Below are 19911 nucleotides of genomic sequence, written 5' to 3'. Positions count from 1 at the left end.
CCGCCAACCCTAGTGCCCAGCGCCGGGATGGCCCGCTCAGCCGGCGACCAGCCCCAGCCCGTCGCCGGCGCGGTCGACCACGACGCGGCCGCCGTCGGTCACCTCCCCCGCGATCAGCAGCCGCGCGAGCGGGTCGCCGATGGCGGTCTGGATGAGGCGGCGCAGCGGACGGGCGCCGTACGCCGGGTCGTAGCCGGTCTCGGCGAGCCAGCCCCGAGCAGCCTCGGTCACCTCGATGGTGATCCGGCGGACCGCCAGCCGCTTCTCCAGGAGCGCGAGCTGCAGGTCGACGATGTGGGCGAGCTCGTCCTTGCCAAGGGCCTCGAACAGCACGATCTCGTCGAGCCGGTTGAGGAACTCCGGCTTGAACGACGCCCGCACGGTGGCCAGCACCGACTCGCGCTTCTTCTCACCGTCCAGCGTCGGGTCGACGAGGTAGGCCGAGCCGAGGTTGCTGGTCAGGATCAGCAGCGTGTTGCGGAAGTCGACCGTGCGGCCCTGCCCGTCGGTGAGCCGACCGTCGTCGAGCACCTGCAGCAGGATGTCGAAGACCTCGGGGTGTGCCTTCTCGACCTCGTCCAGCAGCACCACGGCGTAGGGACGCCGGCGCACCGCCTCGGTCAGCTGGCCGCCCTCGTCGTAGCCGACATAGCCGGGAGGGGCACCGACGAGGCGCGCGACGGAGTGCTTCTCGGAGTACTCGCTCATGTCGATGCGCACGATCGCCCGCTCGTCGTCGAACAGGAAGTCGGCCAGCGACTTGGCGAGCTCGGTCTTGCCCGTGCCGGTGGGACCGAGGAACAGGAACGAGCCGGTCGGCCGGTGCGGGTCGGAGATGCCGGCGCGGGAGCGACGTACGGCGTCGGAGACGGCCCGCACGGCCTGCTCCTGCCCGACGAGGCGCTCCCCGATGACCTCCTCCATGCGCAGCAGCTTGGCGGTCTCGCCCTCGAGCATCCGGCCCGTGGGGATCCCGGTCCAGGCCTCGACGACCTCGGCGACCTGCTCGGCCCCGACCTCCTCGCCCACGAGCGGCTCGACCTCGCTGCGCTCGGCCGCCTCGACGCCGGCGAGCTTCTTCTCGAGCTCGGGGATCTGGCCGTAGAGCAGCTCGCTCGCCTCGTCGAGCTTGCCCTCGCGCATCAGCTTGTCGGCGGCGACCTTGACGGAGTCGAGGCGGCGCCGCAGCTCGCCCTCGCCCTCGAGGGTGGCCTTCTCGTGCTCCCAGCGGGCCTCGAGCCCGCGCAGCTCCTCCTCGCGGTCGGCGAGGTCGGCGCGCAGCGCGCCGAGCCGCTCCCGGGAGGCCGGGTCGGTCTCCTTGTCGAGGGCGAACTCCTCCATCTTCAGCCGCTCGACCGCGCGCCGGAGCTGGTCGATCTCCTCTGGCGAGGACTCGATCTCCATGCGCAGGCGGGAGGCGGCCTCGTCGATGAGGTCGATGGCCTTGTCCGGCAGCTGGCGACCCGGGATGTAGCGGTCGGACAGGGTCGCGGCAGCCACCAGCGCGGCGTCGGTGATCCGGACGCCGTGGTGCGCTTCGTACTTCTCCTGGATGCCGCGCAGGATCTGGATCGTGTCCTCGACGCTGGGCTCGCCGACGAAGACCTGCTGGAAGCGGCGCTCGAGGGCGGGGTCCTTCTCGATGCGCTCGCGGTACTCGTCGAGCGTGGTCGCGCCGATCATGTGCAGCTCACCGCGGGCCAGCATCGGCTTGAGCATGTTGCCGGCGTCCATCGCCGAGTCGCCGCCGGCGCCCGCGCCGACGACGGTGTGCAGCTCGTCGATGAAGGTGATGATCTGGCCGCCGGCGTCCTTGATCTCCTCGAGGACGGCCTTGAGGCGCTCCTCGAACTCGCCGCGGTACTTCGCGCCGGCCACCATCGCGGCCAGGTCGAGGCTGAGCACGCGGCGCCCCTTGAGCGAGTCGGGGACGTCGCCGGCGACGACGCGCTGGGCGAGCCCCTCGACGACGGCGGTCTTGCCGACGCCGGGCTCGCCGATGAGCACCGGGTTGTTCTTGGTGCGGCGGGACAGGACCTGCACGACGCGGCGGATCTCGGCGTCCCGGCCGATGACGGGATCGAGACGGCCCTCCTCGGCGGAGCGGGTGAGGTCGACGGAGTACTTCTCGAGGGCTTCGTACGTCGACTCCGCGTCCTGGCTGGTGACGCGGCGGTTGCCGCGCACGGCGGTCAGGCCCTCCCGCAGCCCGTCGGCGGTGAGCCCCGCGTCGGTGAGCACCTTCTGGGCGCTGCTCTCGGTGCCGGCGATCGCGATGAGGAGGTGCTCGGTGGCGACGTACTCGTCCTTCATGCCGCCCGCGAGGTCGAGCGCGGCGGCGAGGACGCGGGTGAGCGCGGCCGAGGCGGCCGGCTGCTGGACGGTGGCGCCGCTGGCCTTCGGCAGGGCGGCCATGACGGCCTCGGCGCGGGCGGCCAGGGCGGCTGCCTCGACGCCGGCCTTGGTGACCAGCGTGCGCGAGGTCCCGTCCTCCTGGCGGAGGAGGGCGACGAGGAGGTGGATGGGCTCGGTGGTGGTGTTGCCGGCCGTGGTGGCGGAGAGCTGGGCTGCCTCGATCGCCTCGCGGCTGCGGCTCGTGAACTTCTCGGCCCCGAACTGACTCATCTCGGTCTTCTCCTGTGACGGGTGGCTCGACGGCACCCAGTGTGCTCGTCATGGGGATCAACGCACCAGAAGTTGAGTCTGTTCCACTCAACTTTGGAATGTGTCGGCAGCGGCAAGGAAACGTCAAAACGACCACCCGAGGATTTCCGCGATCCGCGAGCAGCAGGCGGGCCCAGGCCCTACATTGCCCAGTGGGGCACCTCGGCTGGGGGCAGGGGTGGGTGGGAGACAACAGATGATCGCCTTGTCGGCCGCAGACAGCGCGGGCACACTCGCACACGGCATCCACTACGCGCTGGTCGCGGGGGGACTCGTGGGCCTGACCGTGCTGCTCGCGCCGACCACGCTGGCCTCGCGCCGCCGTGCCGGCGCACCGCACGACGAGCACGAACGCCGGATCCGCCGACTGCGCGACGAGCTGCTCGCCCACCGCTTCGCCGCGGCCCCGGTGACCTCGGTAGCACCGGCCCCCGCCTCCGCTCCCGTCCCCGCGCCGCCACGCCTCCCGGCGTCGGCCGCCGGCGACGCGTCGTACGCCCTCCTGCCGCTGGCCGTGGTCAGCAGCGCGGCGGCCGCCGGCGTGCACGCCGCGGTGTGCCCCGGGCACTTCCGGGAGGGCGCCCTGCTGGGGGCCTTCTTCGCGGTCACCGCGCTCGCCCAGCTGGTCTGGGCCGGGCTGCTGCTGCGCGGCAGCAGCCGGCCGCTGCTGGCGGTCGGCCTCGCCGGCAACCTCGCCCTGCTCACGCTCTGGACCGCCACCCGCACGACCGGACTGCCGTGGGGCCTGATCCCCGGTCCCGAGGAGGCCGGCCCCTGGGACCTCGCCGCCTGCGCCTGGGAGCTCGTCGCCGCGGGCGTGTGCTTCCAGCTGCTCCACGACGGCCGGGTGCGGTCCCGGGTCGGCGGCTGGTCGGGGTGGCACCCCGTCGCCCACGTCTTCTTCGCCACGTCCGTGGTGGCGCTCGGGCTCCTGACGATCAGCGGTGCCGGCGCGTGACCCGCCCGGGGAAGGAGTAGCCGATGTCGTGGCAGATCGGCCTGGTGTGCAACGCGGTGATCATGGTCGCCTACCTGCTCATCTCCCTGGCGATCGTGGTCCCGCTGGCCCGCAGCCACCAGCTGCGCACCAACCCGCTGGGCGCCGCCACCGCCGCGATCTTCTTCACCTGCGCGGTCCACCATGGCTCGCACGCGGTGCACATGCTGCTGCCCTCGCTGGGGCTCTCCGACGACGAGGGCCTGGCCATGCGGGTGGCCTGGGGCTGGCCCCTGACGATCTGGGACGCCGTCGGCGCGGCCGTGGCCGTCTACTACTGGACGCTGCGCCGCAACTACTCCTCCCTGATGCAGGGCGCCCAGCTCTTCGAGGACCTCCGGGCCCGGGAGCAGCAGGCGCTCGAGCTCAACGACTCGGTCCTCCAGGGGCTCGTGGTGGCCAAGATGGCCCTCGACCTGGGCCAGCCGGCCAAGGCCGACGTCGCCCTGACCAGCTCCATCGACTCGGCGAGCCGGATCATCACCAACCTGCTCGGCAGCGAGCACTTCGCCATCGAGCTGCTGCGCAGCTCGCCCGCCGCAGTCCACCGGATCGTGGAGTCCGACGACCCGCAGGCCGCGGTCGCCGCCGAGGTCCTCGCCGCCCACACCCACGAAAGGCCGACGCCATGAGTGCCGCCGCGCGAGTCCAGCCCCAGCGAGTCGTCATCGTCGACGACACCGCCGACCTGCGCGAGCTGCTGCGCCTGGCCCTGACCCGCGGCGGCTTCGACGTCGTCGCCGAGGCCGGCGACGGCCAGGAGGGCATCGACGCGGTGCGCGACCTGCGCCCCGACGTGGTCCTGCTGGACCTCGCCATGCCCGTCATGGACGGCCTCGAGGCCTTGCCCACGATGCGTCGGCTCCTGCCCGCCGCCAAGATCATCGTGCTGTCGGGCTTCGGCGCGACCCAGATGTCCGCCCGCGCGGTCGCGGCCGGGGCAGACGGATACGTCCAGAAGGGCGCGTCCCTGAACTCGATCCTCGACTACGTGCGAGACGTGACGTCAGGAGTCCCCCGGGCTCCCCGGCCGCTCTCCGTCGTACCTCCCCCGCCGCCGGCTGACCAGGAGGACAGCGTGGAGCAGACAGACCCGACCAGCACGACGACCACGGACGTGGTCGAGCACGCACCGGACCGACCCGCCCCGTCCGGCGGCGGGTCGGGCGGTGGATCCGGCTCCGGCCACACGATCCCGAACGTCCGCTCCGACGATCGCGTGGAGTCCTCGCCGGCCTCGATGGCGTCCCGGGTCTCCTCGTGGGAGGCGCTCGGCATGGCGCCCTACGGCATCATCGAGCTGGCCGACGAGCCGCTGTTCCGCATCGTCTACGCCAACGCGATGGCCCAGCGCCTGCTCGGCCACGCCTCCACCGCCGGCACCCCGCTCGGGCTCGCTTCCCCGGCGCTGGCCGCGCTCGTGTCCTACCACCGCCTCGACTCCGACGCGTCCTTCGAGGTCGAGCTGGTCGGCGGCAACGTCCGCGCGACCCTGCGCCGCACCGGCTGGTCGGTGCTGGTCTACCTCGACTCGACCGCCGACGACGTGGGCCTGCTGCGCCGCGCGATCGCGACCACGGCCCACGAGATCCGCGGCCCGGTCGCGGTCATCAACGGCATCGCCGAGACGCTCGGCTGGTCCGCGGCCGACATGGACGAGGAGCAGCGCAACCGGCTGATGGCCTCGGTCGCCCGGCAGGCCCGGATGCTCGACAGCATCACCGCCGACCTGCTCACCGCGGCCCAGATCCAGCGCGGGACGCTGCGCATCGACATGCAACCGGTCGACCTCTCGGCCGTGATCGAGGGGGTCGTGACCGACCGCTACGACGTCAAGGTCGTCATCGAGGACGAGCGGGCGGTCCGGGCCGACCCGCTGCGGCTCGAGCAGATGCTCAGCAACCTGCTGGCCAACGCCCACAAGTACGGCCAGGCGCCCTACACCGTGCGCGTGCGGCCGGCCGGGTCCCGGATCAGCATCGACGTGGTCGACGAGGGCGAGGGCGTGCCGCCGGAGTTCCGGGAGCACCTCTTCCGCGAGTTCGCCCGTGCCAACGACACCGTCGCCAAGGGGACCGGCCTGGGGCTCTACGTCGTCCGCACGCTCGCGCAGGCACAGAGCGGCTCGGTCACCTACACGCCCGGAGACCCCCACGGCTCGACGTTCACGATCACGCTGAACGCCTGCTGAGCGTCCCGGTCAGGGCTCCTGCGGGGGCTCGCCCGACTCCGGGGCGGGCGGCGTGGCGTGCTCGGGGAAGGTGTCCGTGGCGACCTGCTCGTCGACGAGCACCTTGCGGCAGAAGTCCTCGCCGAAGGGCGTGAGGTGGATGCTGCGTCGCACCACCTTGGCGAACTTCACCGAGTGCACGGCCGCCAGCACGTCCGGCTGCGCCTCGACCACCTGGTAGGGCATCGGGTCGCGCAGCGCCTCTCGGCTGAACCACACCAGGCCGAGCCGGAACAGGTTGTTGAGGTAGGACGGCACCTGGTCGAGGTAGCGGCACCCGGCCCGGGCGCCGATCATGCTCAGGCCCGGCGCGATCAGCTGGCTGGAGACCATCCCGATCGGGCCACCGGTGCGGACGTCGACGCTCGGCTGCGGACCGCCCTCGAGCAGGAGCAGCAGGATCCGGGCCTCGTCGGGTGCGAGCTCGTCGAGGATCCGCTCGTGGGCGGGGTGCGCCTGGTCGGTGTTCCACACGTCCCGGGAGCGCTCGAGCAGCTCGGCCCCGCGCTCGCGCAGGGAGGGGCCGGTCGGACGGGGCTCGGGGGCGTGCCCGTTGGCCGACGGCGTGGTAACGGCCTCGTCGGGCGGCTCGGCCAGCCACTCCCCCGCGGTCACCAGCGCCTTGCCGAGCGGCATGCCGGAGGAGACCGAGCGCGCGAGGCCGCCGATGACCGAGGCCGCCTCGGTGGCGTCGCGCGCGATGGCGGTCGCCTCGGCGGGGTCGGTGACCGCCCGGGCCAACCGGAGGCCTGCCTTCGCGGACGTCTTCACGCCCCACTCGGTGGTGTGCCACCAGGCCGAGGCGGCCACCCGCGCCAGGCCGGGCAGGGCCTCGACGGCCGGCGCGATCGACTCCGGCAGGTGCGGCCCGCCCTGCGGCGTACGCCGGGGCTTGTCGTGCTCGATCTCGGGGATCTCGTCGTAGGGGTCGAGGGGTTCCACGGCCATCAGCTCACTCCGAATATCGCGAGGTGGAGGAAGCCCCCCGCCAGGCCCATGACGGCGCCGTGGGCGTAGAGCATCCACTCGTCCTCCTTGATCGCCGCGCGCATCATCTCCACGAAGTCACGCGGCGGCAGCTCCTTGGTGCGGCGGGCGATGAGCACCCGGATCTTCTCCGCCTGCCGCTGGGAGAAGGCCGGGTCCTTGAACGGGGTCAGGGTGCGTCCGACCGCCTCGCGGGCGACCGAGTCCCGGATCGTGTCGAAGCGCCGGGGGCCCATCGCGACCCGGACCGCCGCCCGCGCGGGGCCGGCGGCCTGGTCGATCGCGGGCCGCATCGCGGTCGCCAGCATCTGGCGGGTGCGGTCGCCGCGCGGGCCGTCGAGCAGGAAATCGCCGATCCGCTCGAGCGTGATGACGTCCTCGGCGATGATCCGCGCGTAGACCTCCGCGGCCTGGTCCTGACGGCGCAGGAACAGGCCCTGGTGCCGGATCCCGAAGTAGGTCCGCGGCTCGGGCGGCTCGAAGATCAGCCACATGCCGAGGGCGTTGGTGACCCAGCCGACCACGACACCCAGCAGCGGCAGCAGCCACCAGAGGCCGAAGATGCTGTCCACGACCGCCACCGGGATGCCGAGCAGGAAGCCGAAGACGAAGCCGAAGGCCACCATCAGGTTGAGCTCGCGCTGGCCGAAGTCGCGGAAGATCCGCACCACGAGGGCGGGGTTCTTCTGGAAGTGGTCGATCACCATGATCTTGGGGTCGAGGAGCTGGTCGATGTGGACGCCGATCTCGGTGGTGACCCGGCCGACCACCGACGGCAGCTGGGCCTGGACCCGGTCGATCACCGCGTCCCGCACCGGCCGCGGCAGGTCCCGCCACAGTCGCGGGTGCTCGCGCAGCATCACCTGGTCGACGAGCTCGGGGATCTCGGGCCGGAACACCGTGACGATGTGCTCGGCGATCCGGTCCGGCTCGAGCTGCTGGTAGAACTCCGCCGGCGTCCCGAGCTTGGCGATCGCCTTGTCGACGGCGATGCTGCCCATCTTGGCGGCGCGCGCCGGGATGATCCCCTGCCAGCCGATGCCGCCCTGCAGGACGCCCGGCACCTCCTGGATCTTGCGCGGCAGGACGCTCGCGAGCTCGCGCATCCCGGGGATCCGGACGCCGTGGAACCGCACCGGGCTGAACAGCATGACCAGCCCCGACCAGTTGATCAGCCAGCCGATCACGCCGGTGAAGACGGGGATGGTCGCGAAGTGCACCCAGTTGATGTCGCGCAGCCAGTCCTGCAGCCACGCGATGATCGCGGCGTACGTCGTCCTCACCCCCTCGATCGGGTCCGGTCCTGCCTCGTGACAGATCGGTCGAGAGTAGCCGGGGCACCTTACAAAGCGACAGGCTTTGTCAAGCGGACTCCGTCACAGTGGCTGCGCGGGGCTGCGCTGGTGGGGGTGCGTCAGCGGCGTCACCCCGGCTCAGGGCGTACGCCGCCACACGACCATCGACTGGCCGGGCGAGGGCCGGCGCAGGACGGGGAGCTTGTTGGGCGGCAGCGGGGTGCCGTCGCGGCGGGCGGCGAGCGCCTGCGCCAGGGCCGCCCGGGTCGCCTCGAGCTCGCCGACCAGCTCCTCGTTGCGGGCGGCCAGCGCGGCGGCCCGGTCGGTCAGGTCGAGGATGCGGCGGACGCCCTCGATGCCGATGCCGATCGAGGTGAGGTCGGCGATCTCGCGGAGCAGCTCGACGTCGCGGTGGGAGTAGCGGCGGCCGCCACCCCCGGTGCGTCCGGGGGTGATCAGGCCGAGCCGTTCGTAGGTCCGCAGCGTCTGCGGGTGCAGGCCGGTGAGCTCGGCCGCGACGCTGATGACGTAGACGGCAGCGTCGGGTCCGGGGTTGCCGAACGGCTCACGGGCGGCCACGGTCAGCTGCCCTCGAACAGCCCGGCCCGCAGCGGCTTGCCGGCGGTCGCGGCCCGGTAGGCCTCGATCGCCTCCCGCGCCGCATCGTCGAGGACCGCGGGCACGACGACCTCGACGGTGGCCAGCAGGTCACCGCGTGTGCCGTCGGCCTTCGGCGCACCCTTGCCGCGGACGCGGAAGGTGCGGCCGTTGGGCGTGCCGGCCGGGATCTTCAGCGTGACCGGGGCCCCCGACAGCGTCGGGATCTTGATGTCGGCGCCGAGCGCCGCCTCGTCGAAGGACACCGGCACCTCGAGCGTGAGGTTGTCGGCCTTGCGCCCGAACAGCCGGTGCGGGGCGACCTTGACGGTGACGAAGAGGTCACCGGCCGGACCGCCGCTCTCGCCGGCGGCGCCCTTGCCGCGCAGCCGGATCCGCTGACCGTCCTTGACCCCCGCGGGGATCCGGGCCTGGATCGAGCGCGCCGACATCCCGCGGCCGGAGCCGTGACAGGTCGGGCACGCCTCGTCGTAGACCAGTTGGCGGCCACCGCAGGCGGGGCAGGTCTCGTTCATCGAGAACGCGCCGCCGACCGAGGCGACCACGAAGCCGGCCCCCTCGCACTCGGGGCAGATGTGCGGCTTGGTGCCGGGCTTGCCGCCGGTGCCGGCGCAGTCCGGGCAGGGCGCGTCGGAGGTGAGGCGCAGCGAGATCGTGACGCCGTCGAGGGCGTCGGTGAAGCTGATCGTCGCCGTCGTCTCGACGTCCGCGCCCTTCTGCGGCCGCGGCTGGTGCGTACGTCGACCGCCGCCGCCGAACAGGTCGCCGAACATGTCCCCGAAGCCGCCGCCACCCCCGGCGCGGTCGCGCAGCAGGTCGTTGAGGTCGAAGCCTCCGGCCCCGCCCCCGCCGCCGAAGCCGCCGGGGAACCCGCCGCGGGCACCGCTGCCGTAGAGCGAGCGCATCTCGTCGTACTTCTTGCGCTTCTCGGGGTCCCCGACGACGTCGTAGGCCTCCGCGACCTTCTTGAAGGTCTCGTGCTTGGCCGGGTCGTCGGGGTGGGAGTCGGGATGGTTGGCCCGCGCGAGCCGGCGGTAGGCCTTCTTGATGTCCTCGGCCGACGCATCCTTCGCGACGCCGAGCACGGCGTAGAAGTCCTTGTTGGCCCAGTCGGCACGCATGCCGTCGGTCGCGCTCACGCGGTCATCCCCCTCTCGCTTCCCCTCATGTCCAGCTCACACACTCCGGTGCCCATGCGCCGCTCAGGCGGTCGGGCCGCTCGGCGGGTCGACCACCAGGACCTGGGCCGCGCGGACCACGCGGTCGCCGATCCGGTAGCCGGCCTTGGCGATCACCTTGCAGGTGGTCACCTCCACGTCGGCATCCTCACCGATGTGGGACAACGCCTCGTGGATCGTCGGGTCGAACGCATCGCCCGGCGCGCCGAACTTGGCCAGCCCCAGGCCGGCCACGATCCGCTCCAGTTGGTCGGCCACCGTCTTGAGACCGTCCTCGAGCGGGGCGTGCTCACGCGCCCGGTCGATCGTGTCGAGCACCTCGGTGATCGGCGCGAGCGCGGCGTACGTGCTGTTCTCACGGATCAGCTCGCGGTCGCGGTCCACGCGTCGCTTGTAGTTGAGGTACTCGGCCTGCAGGCGCTGCAGGTCGGCGGTCCGCTCGGCCAGGGCCGTGCGGGCCGCGGACAGCTCGTCGTGCTCGGTCAGCCCGTCGGTGTCGGTCGTCGCGTCGATCGGAGAACCCTCCTCGACCATGTCGGAGTTGCGGGCCGAGTCGCCGTTGCGCGGCGTCTCGACCTCGGTCTCGTTGGCCATCTCGGCGGCAGCCTCGCCGAAGGACCCCGGGTGGGGAGCCGACCGGGTCGGCTCCCCCTCCGTGGTCACGTCTCGCTGCTCGGTGGCCTCTCCGTCAGGAGGAGGGGTCACTTGGCGTCACCCTCGTCCGCGGGGCCTTCGTCGACGATCTCGGCGTCGACGACGTCGTCGTCGGCCTCGCCCGTCGCACCGGTGGCCCCACCGGCGGCGGCCTGGTCGGCCTCCGCGGCGGCGTACATCGCGGCGCCCATCTTCTGGCTGGACTCGCCGAGCTTGGTCACGCCGGCGGTGATCTCCTCGGCGGAGGCCTCGGCGTTCTCGAGGATGGTCTTGAGCGCCTCGACGTCGGCCTTGACCTCGGTCTGGACGTCCTCCGGAATCTTCTCGGAGTTCTCCTCGAGGAACTTCTCGGTCGAGTAGACCAGCGAGTCGGCCTGGTTGCGGGCCTCGACGGCGCTGCGACGCTTGGCGTCCTCCTCGGCGTACTGCTCGGCCTCGCGAACCATGCGGTCGATCTCGTCCTTGCCCAGCGCCGAGCCGCCGGAGATCGTCATCGACTGCTCCTTGCCGGAGCCCTGGTCCTTGGCGGACACGTGGACGATGCCGTTGGCGTCGATGTCGAAGGTGACCTCGATCTTCGGGATGCCGCGGGGCGCCGGCGGGAGGCCGGTGAGCTCGAAGTTGCCGAGGGGCTGGTTCTGGGCCCACATCTGGCGCTCGCCCTGGGCGACCTTGATCTCCACCGACGGCTGGTTGTCGTCGGCGGTCGTGAAGATCTCCGAGCGCTTCGTCGGGATCGTCGTGTTGCGCTCGATCAGGGTGGTCATGACGCCGCCCTTGGTCTCGATGCCGAGGCTCAGCGGGGTGACGTCGAGGAGCAGGACGTCCTTGACCTCGCCCTTGAGCACGCCGGCCTGGAGCGCGGCGCCGACGGCCACGACCTCGTCGGGGTTGACGCCCTTGTTGGGCTCCTTGCCGCCGAGCAACTCCTTGACGAGCTCGCTGACGGCGGGCATACGGGTGGAGCCACCGACGAGCACGACGTGGTCGATCTTGTCGACGGCGACGCCACCGTCCTTGAGGACGTTCTGGAACGGCGCCTTGGTGCGGTCGAGCAGGTCGGCGGTGAGCTTCTGGAACTCGCTGCGGGTGAGCTTCTCCTCGAAGTGGAGCGGGCCCGACTCGCCGTGGGTGATGTAGGGCAGGTGGATCGTGGTCTCGGCGGACGAGGACAACTCGATCTTCGCCTTCTCCGCGGCCTCCTGGAGGCGCTGCTTGGCGATCTTGTCGGCGCCGAGGTCGACACCGTTGTTGTCCTTGAACTTCTTGACCATCCACTCGACGACGCGGGAGTCCCAGTCGTCACCACCGAGGTGGTTGTCGCCGGAGGTCGCCTTGACCTCGACGACACCCTCGCCGATCTCGAGCAGGGACACGTCGAACGTGCCGCCACCGAGGTCGAAGACCAGGATCGTCTGGTCGTCGCCCTTGTCGAGGCCGTAGGCCAGGGCGGCCGCGGTCGGCTCGTTGACGATGCGGGAGACGTTGAGGCCCGCGATCTCGCCGGCCTCCTTGGTGGCCTGGCGCTGCGCGTCGGAGAAGTACGCCGGCACCGTGATCACGGCGTCGGTGACGGTCTCGCCGAGGTAGGCCTCGGCGTCGCGCTTGAGCTTCTGCAGGACGAACGCGCTGATCTGCTGCGGCGTGAAGTCCTTGTCGTCGATCTTGGTCTTCCAGTCGGTGCCCATGTGGCGCTTGACCGAGCGGATGGTCCGGTCGACGTTGGTGACGGCCTGCCGCTTGGCGACCTCACCGACGAGCACCTCGCCGGACTTGGCGAACGCGACCACGGACGGAGTGGTGCGGGCGCCTTCTGCGTTTGCGATGACGGTGGGTTCGCCACCCTCGAGGACGGCAACGACGGAGTTCGTCGTGCCCAGGTCGATGCCGACCGCACGTGCCATGGTGAGTTACCTCCGGGGTAGAGCGTGATGTGTCAGTGGGGCCATCCTGCGCCTCGGCGACGAGTCTGGCAAACAAGTTGAGTCGGATCAACTCAACTCTGTTCATGGGGTCCAACGCAGGGTCGGCCGCCGGTGTTCCCGCCGTCGGGGAAATCTTCGGGTCGCGCCGCCCAGCGTGCGGCGGGGCGCACTGTGAGCATCACGACCCCGAGGGGGGAAACCGGAATACTCGGCGGCGATGGGTTGTCATGCCCCGCATGACCGTTTCCACGATCACCCTCAACGACCAGACCACCATCCCCCAGCTCGGCTTCGGGGTCTTCCAGGTGCCGCCGGAGGAGACCGCGAAGACGGTGACGACCGCGCTCGAGGTGGGCTACCGCCACATCGACACCGCGCAGATGTACCAGAACGAGCAGGGCGTCGGGGAGGCCATCGCCGCCTCCGGCATCGCCCGCGACGAGCTCTACGTGACCACCAAGCTCAACAACGGCTTCCACCGTCCCGACGACGCCCGGCGCTCCTTCGAGGAGTCGCTGAGCAAGCTCGGGCTGGACCGCGTGGACCTCTTCCTCATCCACTGGCCGCTGCCCACGCTCTACGACGGCGACTTCGTCTCGACCTGGCGCACCCTCGCCGAGTTCGTGGCCGACGGCCGCGCCACCTCGATCGGCGTCTCGAACTTCCAGCCGGCCCACCTGGACCGCATCATCGAGGAGACCGGCGTCGTGCCGGCGGTGAACCAGATCGAGGTGCACCCCTACTTCACCAACGAGGCCGCCCGGGCCGCCTCGATCCGCCACGGCGTCGAGGTCGAGGCCTGGTCCCCGATCGCGCAGGGCAAGGTCCTCGACGACGAGGTGATCGGCAAGATCGCGGCGGCGCACGGCAAGACGCCCTCGCAGGTCACGCTCCGCTGGCACCTCGAGCGCGGCGACATCGTCTTCCCCAAGTCGATGCGCGAGGAGCGGATGCGCGAGAACTTCGACATCTTCGACTTCACCCTGAGCGTCGACGAGGTCGCCGCGATCAGCGCGCTCGACGAGGGCGAGGACGGCCGGATCGGCCCCAACCCGGACGTGTTCGACTACGTCCCCAGCTGAGCCGGCACTCCCCGGCACTCACAGCAGAGCGAGAGGGCACTTCCCGGCAGTCACACTGCCGCGAAGTGCCCTCTCGGCGTCTGGGGAGTGCCCCAGAGTGCCGTGTCGGTCAGCCGACGGTCACCCGGATCTCGTTGGACTCCAGGCCGGTGTCGGTGTCGACCACGCGGAACCGGTTGACCCCGCCCTGGCTGGTCTGGACGTAGGTCGAGAACGTCTCGTCGCTGACCGAGACGGTCACCGGGAAGTCCTGCCACGAGCCGGACGTGAAGCGCTGCACCTGCAGGATCGCGCCCTCGCCGCCGGGGTAGACGCCGGTCAGGTCGATCTGCTCCATGGGGGCGACGGCCGTCTGGCCGGCCGAGAGCGAGATCTGCTTCTTCGGGGCCTTGGTCTTCGAGGGCTGCTCGGTGGGCTGGGCCGACGCGGTCTCCGACGGCGCCTGCGAGGCGTCCGAGCCGAGGGTGATGAGCGGGCCGGAGGCGCGCTGGGTCTTCTCCGGCCTGGGGAGGTACATCGACTGGCCGCCCGTCGAGGCCGACGTCGCGGAGCTGTCGCCCAGCCCGAGGACGTGGGTGCCGATGAGGACCGTCACGCCCAGGAACAGGCCGACGGCCAGGCCGACGCCGACGAGGGCGAGCAGGCCGGAGACGACCGGGTGCTCGGAACGGGTCGGGGAGTCGTGGTCGGACACGCCCCCCATTGTGTGCGACGGGCGGGGGACGGCCAAACGGGGTGCCGCGTGATGCTCACGACGCCTCCCCTCACAGGCCCCGCTTCCACACCAGCTCCTCCACGAGCCGCTCGCTGCGCCAGCCGTCGGCGGTGCGGACCATCCGGTGGTGGTAGATCCCGCCGAACTCGATCAGCACCTCCGCCCCGTCGCCGGTCGGCATCATCATCGGGTTGTGGAAGTACGCCGCCACGTCGGCCACGTCGCCACCCGCAGCGGCTCCGTCGTACCGGACCTCGACCTGCCCCAGCGTGTGCATCCGCCGCGGGAAGATCGGCAGGTGCTCGGCCAGCCAGGGCTTGACCGTGCCGTAGCCGCCCTCGATGCCGCCGGACTGGGTGTAGTCGATCTGCGCGTCCGGCGTGAACACCGTGTCGAGGCGGTCCCAGTCACCGGTGTCGATCGCCCGGGTGTAGCGCGTGAGCACGTCGGCGATCTCGAGCCGGTCGGAGAGCTGCTGGACGTCCATGCGACCACCCTTCCAGAAAACTGGAACACGTTCTATCCTTCGAGACGGTCGCTGCGCGACCTCCTCAGGAACCGAAGGAGCGAGAGCGATGCGATTCACCTACGCCGAGGCGATGACCCGGGCGTCGTTCTACGGGCCGCTCGCCCAGGCCGCCGAGGCCGCGGGCTACACGAGCATGACGGTGGCCGACAGCCTGATCTACCCCGAGGAGTCGGACTCGACCTACCCCTACACCGACACCGGCGACCGGGAGTTCCTCGAGGACAAGGAGTTCATCGAGACGATGGTGCTCTGCGCGCACCTGTTCGCGCTGACCAGCACCCTGCGCCTCACGCCGTTCGTCCTCAAGCTGCCCGTGCGCCCGCCCGTGCTGGTGGCCAAGCAGGCGTCCTCGCTCGCGCACCTGTCCGGCAACCGTCTCGGTCTCGGCGTCGGCCTGTCCCCCTGGCCCGAGGACTTCGAGGCCCTCGGCGTGCCGTGGGAGCGCCGCGGCAAGCGGATGGACGAGTGCATGGACGTCCTGCGCGGGCTGACGAGCGGCGAGTTCTTCGGCTACCGGGGCGACTTCTACGACTTCCCGCCGCTCAAGCAGTGCCCGGCCCCGACCGAGCGGATCCCGCTGCTGGTCGGCGGCCACGCCGACGCGGCCCTGCGCCGCGCCGTCGTGAAGGGCGACGGCTGGATGCACGCCGGCGGTGACGGCGAGGAGCTCGACCGGCTGCTGGCCCGGCTGGCGGAGATCCGCAAGGCGGAGGGCGACGAGCGCGACGACTTCGAGGTGCACGTCATCTCCTACGACGCCTACGACCCCGACGGGATCAAGCGGCTCGAGGACAAGGGCGTCACCGACTGCATCGTCGGCTTCCGCGTCCCCTACATCAAGGGCCCCGACACCGAGCCCCTGGAGAAGAAGATCGAGCACCTCGAGCGCTATGCCGAGAACGTCATCGCCAAGGTCGGCGCGTGACCACGGAAGCCTTCCAGAAGGCGGTCGCCGAGGCCGAGGAGCTGATCCGCAACCCGCCGTTCGAGATCTCCGAGCAGGACCTCGCGGAGGGTCTCGACTACCTCGCGGGGTCGATCCGGTCGTCGCTGCAGATGGCCTTCGACTACGACCTCGAGCACCCCGTGCTGATCAACCCGACGCACCAGTACGCCCGGCAGGGCCTTGACAACCCCGACGCGATCTACTTCAACGCCCACCTCACCGACGGGGCGTCGTACGTCGTCTCCGGCCGGCGCGGCTCCACCGCCGACCTGTCGTTCCAGGTCATGGACGGCACCTACTCCGACGCGGGGGCGCCGAACACCGTCGTGGCCTTCGACGACCGCGAGCTCGACGTGGCCGCGGACGGCACGTTCGAGTGGCGCTTCGGTCCTGAGCTCGGCCTGTCGCGGGGCAGCACGCTGATCGTCCGCGAGGTCTACGACGACTGGAACGCCGAGGAGCGCGGCACCCTGCGGATCCAGCGGCTCGACACGGCCGGGCAGCCACGCGGTCCGCTGACCCCCGAGCGGGTCGAGAAGCGCTTCGGCGTCGCGGCGAAGATGCTCACCGGCCGGATCCGGACGTGGTTCGCCTTCCCGGAGTGGTTCACCTACCAGGAGCCGGTCAACACCCTGACCGCGCCCGCCTCGACCCCCGGCGGCCTGGCCTCGCAGCTCTCCTCGATCGGCCACTACGCGCTGGCCGACGACGAGGCGATGATCGTGACGGTCCCGGTGGCCGCCTGTGCCTACCAGGCCATCCAGATCGGCTCGGCCTGGTACATCTCGACCGACTACGAGCACCACCAGACCTCGCTCACCCGCGCCCAGTCGCGCGTCGACCTCGACGGGATGCTCCGGTACGTCGTCACCGAGCGCGACCCGGGGCTGGCCAACTGGCTGGAGACCACCGGCCACCCGCGCGGCGTGATGATGCTGCGCTGGCAGCGGCTCTCCGAACCGCTCGCGGAGACCGACGGACCCAACGTCGAGGTCGTGCCGGTCGCCGACCTGCCGTCCCGCCTGCCGTTCCACGCCGAGGCCTCGATCACTCCGTCCGACCAAGCCGCCCGCATCGCCGACCGCCAGGTCGGCATCGCCCGAAGGATGATCTCGTGAATCTCGACACGGGCGCTGCGCGCCCTGCTCGATCACCGCAGCTGCTCGAGGACAAGGTCGTCGTGCTGTCCGGTGTCGGCCCCGGGCTGGGCCGCGCTCTCGGCGAGGAGGCCGCGAGGATGGGGGCCGACCTGGTCCTGGTCAGCCGCACCGAGCGTCGCCTGCAGAAGATGGCCGACGTGGTGCGCTCACACGGCCGCCGCGCCCTCGTCGTACCGACCGACATCACCGACGAGGACCAGCGGGCCGCGCTGGTGCGGGCCGCGCTGGACGAGTTCGGCCGCGTCGACTGCCTGATCAACAACGCCTTCGGGATCCCGCCCATGGACCCGCTCACCACGCTCGACCTCGACGGCCTGCGTTCGGCCAACGAGACCAACGTCTTCGCCCCGCTGCGGCTCTCGGCGCTCTTCGCCGACGCCCTGGCGGAGTCGCAGGGGTCGGTCATCATGCTGAACTCCTGCGTCATGTACTCCTCGCAGCCGGAGTACGCCGGCTACAAGCTGAGCAAGGGGGCGCTGGCGCACCTGTCCTCGTCGCTGGCGACCGAGCTCGGCCCGCGCGGCATCCGGGTCAACAGCGTGGCGCCGTCCTACATCTACGAGGACGTCAACAAGGCCTACTTCGACTGGCTGGCCACCGAGCAGGGCGTCACCCACGAGGAGATCTACCGGCAGAAGGCCGACCCCACGGACCTGAAGCGGCTGGCCACGCCCGACGAGGTCGCGCGGGCGACGCTCTTCCTCGCCAGCGACCTCGCGAGCGCGGTGACGGGGCAGGTGCTGACCGTCGACTGCGGGGAGTTCCACTCGCGATGAGCCGGGTCCGGGACGACGTCGGCTCCTACGACGACATCGCGGCCGCGGCCGTGCGCACCACGGGGCTCGAGGACTTTGGCGGCACCGCGCACGAGGAGGGGCTGCGGATCCTCGTCGAGGACCTCAACTCACCGGAGGCCGGGCTGACGGGCGTGGGCAACTACTTCCAGCGCGGCCAGGTCAAGAGCGCGCTCGTGGGGAGGCTGCTCACCCAGCTCCGGTTCGGCGAGCACCCCGAGCACGCCGACGTGCCGATCGAGAGGCCGATCTTCGTGGTCGGCCTGCCCCGCACCGGCACGACCGCGCTGCACCGGCTCCTCAACGCCGACCCGGCCCACCAGGGCCTGGAGCTGTGGCTCACGGAGTTCCCCCAGCCCCGGCCGCCGCGCGAGACCTGGGAGCAGGACCCGGTCTTCACCGCCATGCAGGCGGCGTTCAGCGAGCACCACGTCGAGAACCCCGAGTTCATGGGGATCCACTACATGGACGCCACGTCCGTGGAGGAGTGCTGGCGGCTGCTGCGCCAGACCGGCAAGTCGATCAGCTACGAGTCGCTGGCCCACGTGCCGCGCTACTCGGCCTGGCTGGCGGAGCAGGACTGGACCGACGCCTACGCCCGCCATCGTGCCAACCTCCAGCTGATCGGGCTCCACGACCCGGAGAAGCGCTGGGTCCTGAAGAACCCCTCCCACCTGGCCGCCCTCGACGCCCTCATGGCGGTCTACCCCGACGCGCTGGTGGTGCACACCCACCGCGACCCGGTCACCTCGATCGCCTCGGCCTGCTCACTGTCGGCCGAGGCCACCGACGGGCACTCCACGACCTTCGTCGGCGCGACGATCGGCCGGACCCAGCTCGCCATGCTGGCCCGCTCGTGGCGCTCCTTCGAAGAGGCCCGCACGCACCACGACCCGGCGCAGTTCGTCGACGTGGACTACGCGGCGTTCGTCCAGGACCCGGTGGGCACCACCCGGGGGATCTACGACGCCTTCGGGCTGGACTGGACGCCGGCCGCGGCCGCCGCGGTCGAGCAGATCGACGCCGAGTCGCGGCGCGGCGGGCGCCGGCCCGCGCACCACTACGACCTGGCCGACTACGGCCTCACCGAGGGCGACGTACGCGCTGCCTTCGGGTGATCGCGACCCCGGGCCCGCACCCCCGTTCGGGCGGGCCCGGCTGGGTCATTTCGCGGCATTCGGCCACGGTCGCGACGGCGCCGGGCATTCACTCCCTTGGGGCTCGCTCGGAACCCCGAAACGGAGGAAACCCATGCACCTGCTCTCACGCTTCGTGGCGGTGGCGACTCTCGCCTCCACCGCCCTGGCCGGCGTCATGCTGGCCCCGACGGGCACCGCGGCCACGCCGGCCGGCGCTCCTGCCATCCACCGTCCGGCGGGCAGCGCCCAGGCGCCGCCGGTGAGGGTCACCGTCCGGATCACGAAGGACGGCGTCCGGCGTTCGATGACCGGCTTCCGGCCCGGCAGCACCATCTTCGACATGGTCAGCGACGGCGGCACCGGGACTCTCGAGGTGATCCGCCTCCACGACGGCTACTCGCTCAAGGAGATCCAGAAGGACTTCGGCGGCCTGTTCAGCGGGGACCTCAAGGCGATCCGCCGGATCGACCGCAACGTGGAGTTCTACGGCGGCTCTTCGGTCACCCGGCACACCCGGGCATCGTTCGCGACCCATCTCGACGCCGGCCTGTACTACCTGGTCAACCTCGACCGGGGCACCTGGCGCACGATGCGGGTCACGGGCAAGGTCCAGCAGCGCTGGATGCCCGTCTCACACGGCCCGACGAACATCGTGTCGCCCAACCGCTTCGACACCCCACGACGCATGGCCCACTCGGGGTGGATGCGGACGACCAACAAGAGCGACGAGCCGCACTTCGTCGACATGAACCTCGTGAAGTGGTCAACCACCCCCCAGCAGGTCAAGAAGTTCTTCGAGGGGGGCGCCAAGGGACACCCGAGCTGGGGCCTGGGCGTCAGTGGCGGCACGCTCGTGATCGGTCCTGGTCACACCGTCGCGTGGAGCTACGACCTGCCGCGCGGCAAGTACGTCCTGGACTGCTTCTGGCCCGATGACGAGACCGGCATGCCGCATGCGCTCATGGGGATGTGGCACCTCACCCGGCTCCGGTGAACAG

The 19911-nt window shown here is 71.2% G+C and carries 18 protein-coding genes; 9 read left to right on the top strand and 9 right to left on the bottom strand.

Going from position 1 to position 19911, the window contains the following annotated elements:
• Nucleotides 1-36 precede the first annotated feature (36 nt).
• Nucleotides 37-2625 carry an ATP-dependent chaperone ClpB gene (gene clpB / locus EJF31_RS12510; RefSeq protein ID WP_125037349.1) on the bottom strand — a complete coding sequence of 863 codons (2589 nt, stop codon included), beginning with the start codon at nt 2623-2625 and terminating at the stop codon, nt 37-39.
• A 235-nt stretch (nt 2626-2860) separates the two neighbouring features.
• On the opposite strand from clpB, the gene EJF31_RS12505 reads away from it, so the two are divergent.
• The 3 genes from EJF31_RS12505 to EJF31_RS12495 are packed head-to-tail and all read left to right on the top strand — an operon-like array spanning nt 2861 to nt 5852.
• Entirely contained in the window at nt 2861-3622 is a 762-nt protein-coding gene (locus tag EJF31_RS12505; RefSeq protein ID WP_125037348.1) for a hypothetical protein, read from the top strand.
• A 23-nt stretch (nt 3623-3645) separates the two neighbouring features.
• Nucleotides 3646-4293, top strand: coding sequence for a hypothetical protein (locus EJF31_RS12500; protein ID WP_125037347.1), 648 nt, complete (start codon nt 3646-3648; stop codon nt 4291-4293).
• Entirely contained in the window at nt 4290-5852 is a 1563-nt protein-coding gene (locus EJF31_RS12495) for a response regulator (protein ID WP_125037346.1), read from the top strand. Before EJF31_RS12500 ends, EJF31_RS12495 begins: the two co-directional genes overlap by 4 nt.
• A 9-nt stretch (nt 5853-5861) precedes the next feature.
• Here EJF31_RS12495 and EJF31_RS22130 read toward each other — a convergent pair whose 3' ends face one another.
• The 6 genes from EJF31_RS22130 to dnaK form a co-directional block, all read right to left on the bottom strand.
• On the bottom strand, nt 5862-6839 hold the full coding sequence (locus EJF31_RS22130; protein WP_125037345.1) for an Abi-alpha family protein: 978 nt from the start codon (nt 6837-6839) through the stop codon (nt 5862-5864).
• The gene (locus EJF31_RS12485) at nt 6839-8161 is read right to left on the bottom strand and encodes a hypothetical protein (RefSeq protein WP_125037344.1); all 1323 of its coding nucleotides are present in this window, start codon (nt 8159-8161) and stop codon (nt 6839-6841) included. Before EJF31_RS12485 ends, EJF31_RS22130 begins: the two co-directional genes overlap by 1 nt.
• A 150-nt stretch (nt 8162-8311) precedes the next feature.
• On the bottom strand, nt 8312-8752 hold the full coding sequence (locus tag EJF31_RS12480) for a heat shock protein transcriptional repressor HspR (RefSeq protein WP_125037343.1): 441 nt from the start codon (nt 8750-8752) through the stop codon (nt 8312-8314).
• Between the two features lie 2 nt (nt 8753-8754).
• Nucleotides 8755-9912, bottom strand: a complete 1158-nt coding sequence (dnaJ, locus tag EJF31_RS12475) for a molecular chaperone DnaJ (protein WP_125037776.1) — start codon at nt 9910-9912, stop codon at nt 8755-8757.
• 81 nt (nt 9913-9993) lie between these two features.
• The gene (gene grpE / locus EJF31_RS12470; protein ID WP_260430808.1) at nt 9994-10632 is read right to left on the bottom strand and encodes a nucleotide exchange factor GrpE; all 639 of its coding nucleotides are present in this window, start codon (nt 10630-10632) and stop codon (nt 9994-9996) included.
• Nucleotides 10633-10670: 38 nt separating this feature from the next.
• Nucleotides 10671-12527, bottom strand: coding sequence for a molecular chaperone DnaK (gene dnaK / locus EJF31_RS12465; RefSeq protein WP_125037342.1), 1857 nt, complete (start codon nt 12525-12527; stop codon nt 10671-10673).
• Between the two features lie 257 nt (nt 12528-12784).
• Here dnaK and EJF31_RS12460 point away from each other — a divergent pair, with 257 nt between their 5' ends.
• Entirely contained in the window at nt 12785-13630 is an 846-nt protein-coding gene (locus tag EJF31_RS12460) for an aldo/keto reductase (protein ID WP_125037341.1), read from the top strand.
• A 109-nt stretch (nt 13631-13739) separates the two neighbouring features.
• Here the strand turns inward: EJF31_RS12460 and EJF31_RS12455 are convergent, their stop codons facing one another.
• Both EJF31_RS12455 and EJF31_RS12450 read right to left on the bottom strand, forming a co-directional pair.
• On the bottom strand, nt 13740-14324 hold the full coding sequence (locus tag EJF31_RS12455) for a hypothetical protein (RefSeq protein ID WP_125037340.1): 585 nt from the start codon (nt 14322-14324) through the stop codon (nt 13740-13742).
• A gap of 70 nt (nt 14325-14394) precedes the next feature.
• Entirely contained in the window at nt 14395-14832 is a 438-nt protein-coding gene (locus EJF31_RS12450; protein WP_125037339.1) for a nuclear transport factor 2 family protein, read from the bottom strand.
• 88 nt (nt 14833-14920) lie between these two features.
• On the opposite strand from EJF31_RS12450, the gene EJF31_RS12445 reads away from it, so the two are divergent.
• The 5 genes from EJF31_RS12445 to EJF31_RS12425 all read left to right on the top strand — a co-directional run bounded on the left by EJF31_RS12445 (nt 14921) and on the right by EJF31_RS12425 (nt 19907).
• On the top strand, nt 14921-15799 hold the full coding sequence (locus EJF31_RS12445) for a TIGR03619 family F420-dependent LLM class oxidoreductase (RefSeq protein WP_125037338.1): 879 nt from the start codon (nt 14921-14923) through the stop codon (nt 15797-15799).
• On the top strand, nt 15796-16938 hold the full coding sequence (locus EJF31_RS12440; RefSeq protein WP_125037337.1) for a hypothetical protein: 1143 nt from the start codon (nt 15796-15798) through the stop codon (nt 16936-16938). Before EJF31_RS12445 ends, EJF31_RS12440 begins: the two co-directional genes overlap by 4 nt.
• Nucleotides 16935-17756 (top strand): SDR family oxidoreductase, encoded by an 822-nt coding sequence (locus tag EJF31_RS12435; RefSeq protein ID WP_260430807.1) that lies wholly within the window; start codon nt 16935-16937, stop codon nt 17754-17756. The genes EJF31_RS12440 and EJF31_RS12435 overlap by 4 nt, the downstream gene beginning before the upstream one ends.
• On the top strand, nt 17753-18892 hold the full coding sequence (locus EJF31_RS12430; protein ID WP_125037336.1) for a sulfotransferase: 1140 nt from the start codon (nt 17753-17755) through the stop codon (nt 18890-18892). Before EJF31_RS12435 ends, EJF31_RS12430 begins: the two co-directional genes overlap by 4 nt.
• 133 nt (nt 18893-19025) lie before the next feature.
• Nucleotides 19026-19907 carry a hypothetical protein gene (locus tag EJF31_RS12425; protein WP_125037335.1) on the top strand — a complete coding sequence of 294 codons (882 nt, stop codon included), beginning with the start codon at nt 19026-19028 and terminating at the stop codon, nt 19905-19907.
• Nucleotides 19908-19911: the final 4 nt, after the last annotated feature.

This window comes from Nocardioides sp. LS1 (assembly GCF_003865225.1).
In the GTDB taxonomy this organism is placed as follows: Bacteria; Actinomycetota; Actinomycetes; order Propionibacteriales; family Nocardioidaceae; genus Nocardioides; species Nocardioides ginsengisegetis.
The sequence above is the reverse complement of the archived record's forward strand: the minus strand, read 5'-3'. Positions and strand labels throughout refer to the sequence as shown.